Origin of the sequence: Desulfatibacillum aliphaticivorans DSM 15576 (assembly GCF_000429905.1) — a bacterium.
GTDB classification, from domain to species: domain Bacteria; phylum Desulfobacterota; class Desulfobacteria; order Desulfobacterales; family Desulfatibacillaceae; genus Desulfatibacillum; species Desulfatibacillum aliphaticivorans.
Window position 1 is genome coordinate 245,920 of the sequence record NZ_AUCT01000008.1, and the last position, 11,662, is coordinate 257,581.

The window sequence follows — 11,662 nt, forward strand, 5'->3', positions numbered from 1 at the left end:
GGGGATACGCCCTTATCCAAGGGGGCGCTCCCCCGCTGTTCACTCGTTTTATTCCTTATACAAATCCTCTATCGCGTCATTGTACTTGTCAAAAACAGCCTTCCTTTTCAACTTCATGGTTTGGGTGAGCATGCCGTTGTCCAGGGTGAAGTCGTCGGCCAGAAAGATGAACTTTTTAGGAATTTCGTATCCGCCGTACTTGCCTTTTAAGAAAGCCGTAATTTCGGCCGCGATCATGTCCGTGACTTCCTTGTTTTCAACCAGGTCAAAGGGATCGGCGGACAAGCCTTTTTGCCGGGCGTAATCGCCCAGGACCTCAAAATCCGGGACCACCAGGCAGACGTTGTATTTTTTGCCTTCCCCGGAGAGCATGGCGTTGGCCACGTTGGGCAGCAGACGGATGTCCTCCTCAATGGCGCCGGGATAGACGTATTTTCCGTTTTGCAGCTTGTATTCTTCCTTGATCCGGCCGGTGATGAACAAGAATCCGTCCTCGTCGATCCTGCCCCGGTCTCCGGTGCGGAATCCACCGTGGGCGGTCATGGCCGCTGCGGTGGCTTCGGGCTTGTTGTGGTAGCCCTGCATGACGTTGGGGCCGTATACGATGATCTCGCCGTCGTCGCCGATGGCGTCCACGCCCGATTGATCAATGACCACCTTGACGTTCTCGATGGGCCTGCCCACGCTGCCCACTTTGTAGGCTGAAAAACAGTTCATGCTGACGGCCGGCGAGGTCTCGCTGAGTCCGTAGCAGTCGAATACGGGCACTCCAATGTCCGCAAAAAAGTGGGAGATTTCCGGATTCATCAAGGCGCTGCCCGTCAGGGCGCCCTGGAGGCGTCCGCCGAACTTGTCCCGGATTTTCTGAAAAACGATCTTGTCCGCCAGCTTGAATTTCAGGTTCACCAGAAAATTTGACTTGCCTTCGGCCGCAAGCTCCCGCTTTTCCTTGGCCGCTTTTACGCCCATGTCAAACAAGGCTTTGGGCAGGCCGCCGGTTTCCTTCATCTTGGCCTGCAAGCCGTCGTAAATCTTGTTAAACACTCTGGGTACGGCGATCATAAAGGTTGGACTGACGAGGGCCAGATCGTCAGCCAGCGTTTCCACGGATTCCATGAACCCGATGGATCCGCCGAACTGCATCCAGTTGTATAGCTCTGCAGTCTGGCCGTAGGAATGAGCCCATGGCAGAATGGACAGGCTGCGGGCTTCCTCATTCAATACCTCGGTGAAAAGGTGATACCCGCCCGCGGCGTTGGAGGAGAAGTTTTGGTGGCTCAGAAGCACGCCCTTGGGTTCGCCCGTGGTGCCCGAAGTATAAACCAGGGCGGCCACGTCGTATTTATCCGGCTTGACCGATTCCACGGGATTCTTGGCGCCCAATGCTTCCAACTCGTATAGGGAGCCTTCGCCCTGAGTTTCGATGATGAAGATCCTTTCCAAACCCGGCGTGCGGTCGGCGAAGGCGGAAACCTTGTCAAATATTGCGGGCTTGGACACGATCAAAACCTTCACGTCGCTGTCCCGTATGATGTATTCCCAGGTGCTTTCCAGTTCAGCCTCGTACATGGGAACGAACCGGGCGCCGGCGCCGTAGGTTGCAAACGCGCTGATAGCCCATTCCGGCCTGTTGTTGCCGATGAATCCCACCACGTCGTTTTTTCCGACGCCCATCTGCGCCAGACCGGCCCGCAAATTGTCCACACGGGCGCCCGCCTCGCCGTAGGTCATCCAGTCCAGCCCGGTTTTCTCCTTATTTTTAACTCCGAAAAGGGGGTTGTTTTTAAATCGCTTCACTGCATCTTCAAACAGATCCACCAAATTATTCGGGGTTTCATATCTCTCCATGCCTGCTCCTCCAAAACGTTTTGCCGGAACAACGCCATTAGTCCGGCGAATAGTAAATGACGAAATACAAACGTGCGGTTATGATGCCGAGCATCGGCATCTTCAATAAGCCGATTCATCCCCTGTTCAACATAATCGCGGTTCGATATTTCCTGCTCCTCCGGGGCCGAAACCAAGGGCGGCGTCCCCTCCTGCAAACCGACCGGGAGAAAAGGCGTTTGGAAGAGCTATGAACAGACGGACAGCCCCGGGAAAACCCGCCTTAAGAGCAAGATTCAGAGCCGAACGTCCACAGATTCCAAAGCACGAAATGGGCTGAACGTCAAGGAATCTGCAACGGAATCTGCAACGGGATTATACAGGATTGGAGGTTTTCTTTTTGCATTTAAACCCACGCCGAACGATTTAAAAAGAACCAAGCGTAGAAAATCGAATTTTGCCGTTATGCGATTCCCATGCGTGGCAAGTGCGCCGCTTGCCGCGCCAGAAATGGTGGGACGCTGCTTGCCGCGCACGGCTTGTTGTCGGCTGGCCCAGGCAAGGCGGTTTTTTGCCTGGGCGCGGAGCGCAAAAGGTGCGGCCTGGGTTGATTTTCGACATTGCCAAGGATGGGCGGACGAACAATTTTATTCAAATCCGTTGTCCGGTAGTTGCGGGGTTTCCCCGCCAGTAGTCGCGAGGTCCCCTCGCCCTGTAGTTACGCGGTTCCCGCGCGCAAAAGGGGCGTCCTCTCCGTCCGTCATTCCCGAGCGTCTTTGTCGGGAACCTAGCGTCTCATTTTTTTTCTTGTTCCCATGCTTCGCGTGGGAATGAATATTAAACTATCTGAAATTATAGCAAATAAAGGTATCTGTGACGCTTTTGAACGCCGTTGGCGGCAATAAAAACCAAAAAAAGCAGGGCAAGCCCTGAATCTACGCTGTTCCCACAAGCCATTGGGCCAATTGGGAAATGCAGCGGCAAATGTCGCCCACAGGGGGGCGCGCCTACATTACCTTTTATGCCGCTAAGGATTAATCGGATGTAGCGACAGGCCCCCGTGCCTGTCCGAACCGCGCTCTGCGCGGCTAATTGCCCTTCTCGGCCTGATTATTTTCCGCCAGCCTGTATTTTTCATACGCCGTCCCCATGTGGAATTCCACGGCGGTGTTTAAAAAGCGCCGCGTGTTGTCTTCATCAAATCCTTTTTGCGTCAAGGACCGGATAGTCACCCCGCCTTCCATGAATTCCAATTGCAGCGGGCCGCCCGAGCAATAATCCTCCGGGATGGCTTCCAGGTATTCGGGAATCAAATCATCGGCGTTTTGGGGATATGCGCCGCGCTCGATTCTATAGGCGAAAATAGCCAGGGCCGTTTTTTCTATGTTGTTGATGATCAGCATTTTATTCTGAACAATAGGGGAGCGGCCCACCACAGGATAATCTCCGCCAATTACTGAAAAGTCTCTCGGCCGGCTTGCTTCATAGGCCTCCAAGGCTTCCTCGATTTGGTGGCATGGGAGCCGGCCGATTCGTTTGTAATTGTTGTGCCGAGTTTCAAAAGCGTTGATTTGGAAATAGGCGTTCGTCACGCCAGCGAATTTTGTAAATACTTCCAACGGAAATTTCCAATAAAAAGCGTCGCCGTCGCAAGTCTGATCCCCGAATGTTTTAAATAGGTTGGCGTAATAGGCCAGTTCCATGTCCAGAACGGCGTCCAGGTCATGGGCGTTGATGGCAGTCTCCCAAGGAGGGATTTGAAGTGCGGCGTCCTCTCCTGAAGACAAGTCCGCCGCATAAAGGCAATTCTCCATGGCGTTTCTGCCTATGCTTCTCATCCCCAGCCCCACTATACAATAAGGATTAATCCCCGGGTGTTTGTACATTCTTTCAGACATGGTTTTGATATCCTGCAGGCACAACATGGACTCCTGAAAACGCCCGTTGCGGGCATGATTTTCAGCGGCTATGGCGCAAAGGTAAACCATGGACCGAAATTTAATAAATTTTGGAAAGATAAAATAGCTCTCTACATCAAAATGAGCGTCATATCCGGAAAGGGAAGAGGCCCTTCTAATCTCATTCAGCCAATGTTCTCGGCCGGATAAAACAGATTCCAATTCCTGGCTGTCCAGGTTTTCAATATCGCGGAAGGTTGAAGAAAACAGGCTTGTTTCATCTTCGCTCATGGCGTTGATTACGCCTTGATAAACAACATGTGCGTTTTCATGATCCGGAACCGGGTCGGGAAGATTGGCGTACGCCTGGGCGGTTAACTCGGCGGCTTTGATCTCATTACGAAATTCCAGTTCATTTCCAAGGAAGTAAGCCGTACCCCATAAGCCGCAGATTGTCAGAACCAATCCCAACGCTAAAAATTGGAGGGAGAATGGCCTCACCGTTTTCCGCAACAGAATAGCGCTAAGGATAAGGCATAGAAAGAAAGACAGCCAGTATGGAAACTCCCAGCTTGGCCGCAATCCCAAATGGGAGCCCATGGCAGCTATAGACAGGCCCGCAATCGCGCCGGCCAGGATCAGCAGCCCCAATACGATAGCGATCGTCCTTTTAAGCCAGAGCCTTTTTATATGGCCGATCCACCTGAACAAAAGTCCAAGGATCATCAGACATGAAGCCAGGCATTCCAGCCAAATCAGTGCATAGCCTGCTGTTATCATATCTCCTCATCTTCCTCCGGCGGGTTCAACCGGTATTTTTCGTACGCCGCGCCCATGTGGAATTCCATGGCCGTGCTTTTCAGATCAGGAACGCCCATTGAATGGATGCTGAGCCCTTCCGCCATGAACTCCAATTCCAAAGGCTCGTTTGTGAATGGGTCCAAGGGAATGGTTTCAATATATGCCGGAGTTAAATCCCCAACGCAGGTTGGAAATGTATGCTTGTCGACGCGATAATGATGCACCGCCCAGGCAGTCCGCTTGATATCGTGAATGGCCTGAAGCCGGCAGTTGGAATACATTAACAAGCTAAAATTTGAGTCAGAATCCTCCCTGAACATCCTGGGGGCGTCGGCGAGCATATCCTCCCAGCGATTAAACATCTGATCGCAAGGCGTCCGGAAGTTTTTTTGTAATTGATGGAGGTGGGTTATAGTGGCTTTCAGTTGATGGTTTGCAGTAAAGGTGTAAAAGATGAACCATACAGGATCGATTATCTCCAACCATTCCGGGTAATCCCAGTCAATATCCCAAAACAAAGCAGACAGCGAATGCTCGGATTCATCGTATTGGGCGAATTGGTTAACAACAAAAGCCAGTTCCATATCAAGGCTTCTGCTCAATACCTCGTTGGAAAGCATTAAGTCCGCCGGAAGCTCCTTGCCGCCGGGAAAGGCTTGCTCCCCTGCCAGAAAAAGGCAGCTTTCGGCGCCTGACCGTTCATGCTGTAAGTACGCAACGCCCATCAATGTTCCTATGAGCGTTCCTTCTTGCTCATAAACCCTTTCCCCAAACTGCTCCAGGGCTCTTAAATACAAAGAGGCTTGGTTAAAATCTCCTTGATAAGCAAAGTAAACCGCGGACATTTTGGAAAATTTCATGAGCATGAAAAAGTCGGACAAAAAATTATCGTCAAGAAAATCGTCCACATTAAAAGGATGATAGTATCCGGGCGTGGACGCCGCCTTTTGCATCTCGCCCAAAATCCATGAGCAGCCTTGAATAGCTTCTATAGCTTCGTCTTCAAAGTGACTCGGGTCTCCGTAATCGCTGGACAGCAGGTCCCGCCGGTGATTCTCGTTGAGATATTCCCCTGCATGCTGGTAAATCAAATAGGCATTGTCTTCCGGTTTGACCGGGTCTCCGTTATGCTCGTAGGCTTTCCGGACAAGGTCGTGGATCAACCTTTCATTTTCAGACGCTAAACATCCGTTTTGATAACCCCAGGTTAAAACGAAAGAACCCAATACAATCAAGAAAAACACGGCGATTTTTGTCTGCGAGGAAACAATCCGTTTTTGGGTCAGCAGAACATAAACCCAGCCGGAAAAGAGAGTCCCAAATACAGTGGAAGGAACGACCCACGTGGGCCATATGCCGCGATTACACAAGCAAAAGGAAGAGGCAATGGCGACTGCTGCAATAGTAAGACACACCATCGCGAGCAAAATCCTGGCTGTTTTGTATAATAGGCCGTTTCCGCAACGTTCAATCAAGGACCATGCAAAATGGAGCAGTATCCCGAAAATAAGAATCAGCTCTATCCAAATTAAAACATATCCAAATATCATGGCGGTTCAACTCTTTTTCCGCTTGTTAAGCCTGTACTTTTTATACGCCGTCCCCATGTGGAACTCCGCCGCCTCAAACAAGTCCGGTTCGGCCCCCACGCTTTTGATGGATACCCCGCCCTCCGGGAATTCCATGATCAACGGATTTCCGCTGAACGGGTCCGGGGGGATCTCCAATATATACGCAGGAACCAGGTCGTCGGTCCTTTCAGGATATTTCCCATGATCAGCCCGATACGACCACACGGCCAGGGCGGCGGATTCCATGTCGTCCGCCAAACAGGCCCGGTAGCCGGTGTAAAGCGTTTCCTTGCGATGGCCGCAATTTATCAGATCCAGAAAGCATTTGCGCCGTGTAGTATTGAACTTTCTAAATGCGGCGTCTATTTCCGGGCAGGGCAGCAATGCCATTGCATGCATTTGTGCGAACTGCTCCTGTAAAAGCATGCGTTGATGTTCTTTGAAAAGCAGCTCAAAAAGAACCCGGGGGAACCCCTCCCGCAAAAGGTCGTGTTGGCTGATAAGATAAACATCCTGCGCCATTTCAACAAAATAGGTGTTGGCGATTGTCTCATTGGTGTAAGGACGCATTGACCGGTAGTCCGCAGGGCTCCCTTTGGCGTCCATGGGGGAAAGATAAATGCAGGCTTCCAGCATTTTTACGGCTTCAAGCCGGCAGTCCAGTCCCGCCGCAGTCCAATACGGGCCGCCGGGAGAGCTTAAAACCCTGTCGGAAAACAGCTTGGCGTCCAGCAGTCTTTCCATGCATTCACGCATTTCGCCTTTGGCGGCGTGATGCATGGCGGCCATGCCGCACAGCCTGATTATGTTTTTGGGATGGGGCAGGATTTGCTTGTCAAGCAAGTCCTGGCAGGACTTGGGGAAACAATAGTCAGGCATTGCGCTGGCCTTGTGAACTTGGGATATGGCCGGTTGATTATAGGTCAAAAAATCTTTTGCCGCGTCGGAATCCGGGCTGCTTTTGACTATTTGCGCCGCCCAATACAAATCCTCCTCCTGACTCGCAAGGCGCTTTAAAACCTCATGATAAACAGGAAACGCATTCCTTGCCTCATCCAACGGGTCTTTATACAAACTGAAAGCGTCATTAATAATGACTACAGGCATCTTGTCATTATTGACAGCCAGCTTGACGTTTGTATATGTCGCGGCAGCCCATAAACTTATTCCCGCCGCCAAAAACAACGGTATAAAGATTTTTAGCCCAAGCCGTTTTCTGATGACGAGCAGGACCATACAAAGGCAGGGAAAGGCGATGGCCCAGGATAAAACCGCAGGAAAAAGCCAGGCAGGCCCCAGCCCGGATTTTAGCACTCCAATGGACATTAAAATTATGGACAGCATCCATAGGAAAACCGTCAGGATATAAACGCCCATGCCTAAAATTTGAACGATTTGTTTTTTGGGATAAAGCGCGGCCGCCCCGAAAACATGAAAGACAAGCCCGCAAAAAATGAGGCTTAGCAGCCAAATTGCAGCATAAAACATATCTGACCCTCCTATTCTTTACGTATATGATCTGAAAGAATACTGCAATAGAAGCTGTAAGATCTTTGAGGAAAAGAACGGAAAGGAATTCCAGGCTTAGCCGCGAAACAAAAAAGGGCCTCGCCCTAAAGCGAAGCCCTTTTTTTCTATATTGAAACCCCGGCGGCATGGCCGCCGAAGCAAAAAGGCGGTTAGCCCTTCATTTCTTCAGGCATTTTGGCTGTTTTATTCAACCGGAGTGAACACGACGGCTGTTCCATCCCCGTCATACACACTGGATGCGATGGCGTCCGCCAAGGCGTCCGTCGCCTCATAAAACCAAATTTGAACAGTAGCGCCGGAAACGCTCCAAGCCATTTTCCGGCATTTCCCAATTATCAAAAATCTACATGTGACCAAAAACGGCTTGCCAAGTTGCGGAAGGATAGGTATTTTCGAAAAATATAATCATATTTATGAGGGGGGGGGGGGGGTGAAGCAAGCTGCTACAGGGTCTGGTATTATGTCATCCGGATTCGATTAATGCTGCAACACCAATAATAATGAAAAATAAAACAGACATTGCCACTGGAGTACAGGTGGGAAAGGCTCGTCGTGTTTACGGCCTTTTTATCTTGTTTTCTCCCTTGTATGTACTTCCACTGCTGATCTTTCTCACCCCCATGTTATGGGAAGGGCTATATAGGGAATACACTGGAATACATTATAATGCCTATTTCACACAATCACTGATTGACGGCTCCCCCATATCATGGGATGTCGCCGCAATATGGCTTCGACGCTATATCTATCGCATTATGGTTGAAAGCGTGGTCCGTTATTGGAATTCGATAGGGCCTGGGCTTCTTATGGGAGGCGTGGTGGCTTTAGGAGCCCTATTTCTACATTGGACGACTAAACAAGGTTCGTTCTCCTTCAAGGTCAGATTGCTTTTTCAAGGAATCCTGTTATCCGCTTTTTCGCTTTTTCTGATTTTAAACTCCATTTCATTGCCAAGCGTATTCTGTTTCACCCTCTTAGTATATTTGGTTTTTGGGTTTAATTTTCTTTGGGTTGGACGCCGCGAACCTTATCGGCGACAGGGTTTCCTCCGGGGAATCAGGGGGGCTGCCATAATACTCTCGGGCGGCTTGGCGCATGTATTTGCAGCCGCTCAAGTAGCGGGACTTGCTGGCGGCAGCCTTTTCCCTGGAAATCATAAAGTTTTTAAAAAGGCTATCATATCCGGCCAATTGATAACATGCCTCATAACCTTCCCCCTGCTCGGCGTTTTGTTTTCATCCGCAATTCCTACGCCTGAATGGAGCCAGGCCGTACTCATTATGAAAGATCCTGAACTGTACGACATCCAAATTGATCGGACTTCAAAGCAACTGTTGGTCAGCCAAAAAGTGGCTTTGCACAAAAAGCCCTGTCTATCATTTAATCTATCAAATCCCATGCTGGAGCCGCGCCCTTTCGTGATCCCTTCCAACGAAGTTGAAGACTTTATTCTGGACGAATCTTCCCAAAAAATATTCCACATAGATAGGGGCGGCGAGGGATTACGCCCGGCGCGCCTCATAGTCTTGGACTCATCCAGCCTTGCGGTAATAAAGGAAATCCTTCTTCCTGTAAAAATCAAAGGCACGGCCAAGCTGGCTTACTCCAAAGAAAGCGAATGCCTGTTTGCGTCCTCGGAAGATGATGGTTGGATCTACGCTATTACGGCGTCTGACGGCGCGGTTGTTAACCGAAAAGATATGAAAGCCAATCCAATAATATGTCCGGATGATGCCAACAGAATGCTATATGTGAAACCTGGGTTTTCGTCTCGCATCATGGCCTTGGATATGTATTCACTCGCAACCAAACATGAAACAGCGGCTCCTGGATCCGATATCCGCATGCTTTTATATCCGAAGCATAAAAACCTGTATGTTCCTGACCTTGCGGGTTCAAGTATTTGGGTTTACTCAATCCCCGACTTGAAACTTTTGCGTAAAATTGACTCCCAGTTTGGCGTCCGCGCTCTTGCCATAGATGAACAGGCCGATCTGCTTTTTGCTCTTAGTTATATTACCGGATATTTGGAGATTATTGATATTGAATCGGGCGAGTTGCTTGAAAAGCATTATATTGGAAAATTTTGCCGGAAAATGGTTTGGGATGATATTAATCATCGGGGATACATCACCCTTTTCAAAAAGGGCTTGGTAACGTTCACCTATCAGCGCTCCCAGCCAGGCAATGCTAATAAATCATAGCTGTTAAGCAATATGCCGGCGGTCCAATATTGGCAATTAACAGGTATGTCCAACATTTCCTCTCAACTTTCATTTCATTTTTTTCAATATTATTAGTTGAACGCCCAGGATGGCCGACAAAACTCCCAGTTGCAGAATCTGTAGAATTAGCACTGCAAAATTCATATAGCGGGATGGATTTGAAGATGTCTTTTGAAAATCCTGAATTCCGCGCTCGGATTCAGGTACTCCGGACGTGGCAGAGCCGGTAGGATGTGCATTTTTGCCTGATAGTGTGACAGTAGGCGCCGGGACGGCGGCCTTTTTACCGCGTTTAGCTCCATCCAGAGAAGAGGAGCCTTGCACGGCTTGATTTTGGCCTGATTTAGCCTTCGCCTCCTGAGAGTCCAAAGACCGGGAAATTTTGGTGTAGTCGTCAATTCGTTCTTTTTCAGCTTCGATTTCTACTGCCCCCTCTGATTCAGGGGGGATTTTGTCCGTCCTACCGTTCAGTTCGGGCACCCTTGGATCCGTCTCAGCTTTTATGTTTGAGACTGAGGAACCGAATGCGGTGCCGCTTTCATCAATATTATCCACACTAATACTTTCTTCTGCATCCACCTGTGTTTGCTCAGAAAGCCCTTCTGTTTCTTCTTGGGAGGCTCCAGTATAAATAAAATGCCCTGAGCCTGCATTCCATGTGTTCAAATCGTCTTTTAGCCCGATAAAGCGAACTCTGCTGTCTTCTTCCCCTGTAACATCAAAAGTTAGAGTCAGAAAAATGCCGGAGTCCCCTTTCGAGATACCGCTTTCATAAGGGTCTACAGCCCCTATTCGCACAGTGCCCGGTTCGTACTCATTGACTAAAAACATGGGATATCCATTGGTCGCCAGGTCCCCCCGTTGGCAACTCACAAAGGATAAAGAAGAAGTATCGTAGCTGACATCCATAATGGCGGCGTTAACATCTGTTGGAGCATTTTGAACGGACATAGTGAAAACTACTTGATCCCCGTTAGCGCCGTGTACGGTATCAATAACAATGTCCGCACTGTACGCTGCCGCTATGAAGACAAAATAGCACCAGTATAGGTGTATAAGTAACTTTTTCATTTTCATCAGGCTTTATGGTGAGGAATTATGAGAATCGTTAAAGAAAACTTACAAAATCCTCTATATGCTGGCGTTTCAAGGTCGAGTTAATTGAATACAACAAAAATTGTAATTTGTCCAACTTATGACGAGAAATGTTTGGAAGGATAGCGCAATCCAAAATAAGTGGAAAAGAAGTCTTTTATTAGGTCAAGCAGGGTATTTAAAAAAGAAAGGGCTTTGCAGTCGCGCAAAGCCCTTTCTTAAGATATGGTCGGTAAGCAACCGGCTGCATTACAGCCGGTTGAATACCAGGTATCGCTTTTGGTAAAAGATTAGCCCTTCATTTCTTCGAGCTTTTCTTGCATTTCGGGCATGATTTCCAGGATGTCGCCCACGATGCCCACGTCCGCCACCTGGAAGATGGGGGCCTTGGGATTCTTGTTGACGGCTACGATGAAAGGATTGCCCTTCAATCCGCCCAAGTGCTGGAAAGCGCCGGAGATGCCCATGGCCATGTAAACCTTGGGCTTGACCGTCTGGCCGGAGGTGCCCACCTGACGGGCGTGCTCCAACCACTTGGAGTCCACGATGGGACGGGAGCAGGATACGTCCGCGCCCATGATCTTGGCCAGGTCGAACGCCGCTTCCAGGTTGTCCTCGCTCTCGATGCCGCGGCCGATGGACAAAAGCACTTCGCTCTTGGTGATGTCCACGTCGCCCACTTCGGCAGCCACGGTTTCCAGATACTTTCGGCCTA

General features: G+C 49.6%; 8 protein-coding genes. 1 reads left to right on the forward strand and 7 read right to left on the reverse strand.

Features of this window, described 5'->3' with window-relative positions:
* Positions 1 to 48: 48 nt before the first annotated feature.
* From G491_RS0109800 to G491_RS36525, 5 genes are all read right to left on the reverse strand, one after another.
* Entirely contained in the window at positions 49 to 1,848 is a 1,800-nt protein-coding gene (locus tag G491_RS0109800; protein ID WP_028314467.1) for an AMP-dependent synthetase/ligase, read from the reverse strand.
* A gap of 1,067 nt (positions 1,849 to 2,915) precedes the next feature.
* The gene (locus G491_RS0109810) at positions 2,916 to 4,505 is read right to left on the reverse strand and encodes a hypothetical protein (protein WP_028314468.1); all 1,590 of its coding nucleotides are present in this window, start codon (positions 4,503 to 4,505) and stop codon (positions 2,916 to 2,918) included.
* The gene (locus G491_RS0109815) at positions 4,502 to 5,689 is read right to left on the reverse strand and encodes a hypothetical protein (RefSeq protein ID WP_157468148.1); all 1,188 of its coding nucleotides are present in this window, start codon (positions 5,687 to 5,689) and stop codon (positions 4,502 to 4,504) included. Before G491_RS0109815 ends, G491_RS0109810 begins: the two co-directional genes overlap by 4 nt.
* Positions 5,690 to 6,082: 393 nt before the next feature.
* The gene (locus tag G491_RS0109820; RefSeq protein WP_028314470.1) at positions 6,083 to 7,585 is read right to left on the reverse strand and encodes a hypothetical protein; all 1,503 of its coding nucleotides are present in this window, start codon (positions 7,583 to 7,585) and stop codon (positions 6,083 to 6,085) included.
* A gap of 225 nt (positions 7,586 to 7,810) precedes the next feature.
* Positions 7,811 to 7,942, reverse strand: a complete 132-nt coding sequence (locus tag G491_RS36525) for a hypothetical protein (RefSeq protein WP_282705983.1) — start codon at positions 7,940 to 7,942, stop codon at positions 7,811 to 7,813.
* A 185-nt stretch (positions 7,943 to 8,127) separates the two neighbouring features.
* Here G491_RS36525 and G491_RS35400 point away from each other — a divergent pair, with 185 nt between their 5' ends.
* Positions 8,128 to 9,831, forward strand: a complete 1,704-nt coding sequence (locus tag G491_RS35400; RefSeq protein WP_157468151.1) for a YncE family protein — start codon at positions 8,128 to 8,130, stop codon at positions 9,829 to 9,831.
* 69 nt (positions 9,832 to 9,900) lie between these two features.
* Here the strand turns inward: G491_RS35400 and G491_RS0109840 are convergent, their stop codons facing one another.
* A complete protein-coding gene (locus tag G491_RS0109840) occupies positions 9,901 to 10,929 on the reverse strand; it encodes a cohesin domain-containing protein (protein WP_084511469.1) in 1,029 nt (342 codons plus the stop codon).
* 308 nt (positions 10,930 to 11,237) lie between these two features.
* Positions 11,238 to 11,662, reverse strand: a 425-nt coding sequence (locus tag G491_RS0109845; protein ID WP_028314474.1) for an electron transfer flavoprotein subunit alpha/FixB family protein, incomplete at its 5' end; no start/stop codon positions are given.

Bases quoted from the DNA above. Each gene is read 5' to 3' on its own strand.
- G491_RS0109810 (WP_028314468.1), bottom strand. From the start codon at position 4,505: ATGATAACAGCAGGCTATGCACTGATTTGGCTGGAATGCCTGGCTTCA.
- G491_RS0109820 (WP_028314470.1), bottom strand. From the start codon at position 7,585: ATGTTTTATGCTGCAATTTGGCTGCTAAGCCTCATTTTTTGCGGGCTT.
- G491_RS0109840 (WP_084511469.1), bottom strand. From the start codon at position 10,929: ATGAAAATGAAAAAGTTACTTATACACCTATACTGGTGCTATTTTGTC.
- G491_RS35400 (WP_157468151.1), top strand. From the start codon at position 8,128: ATGAAAAATAAAACAGACATTGCCACTGGAGTACAGGTGGGAAAGGCT.
- G491_RS0109800 (WP_028314467.1), bottom strand. From the start codon at position 1,848: ATGGAGAGATATGAAACCCCGAATAATTTGGTGGATCTGTTTGAAGAT.
- G491_RS36525 (WP_282705983.1), bottom strand. From the start codon at position 7,942: ATGGCTTGGAGCGTTTCCGGCGCTACTGTTCAAATTTGGTTTTATGAG.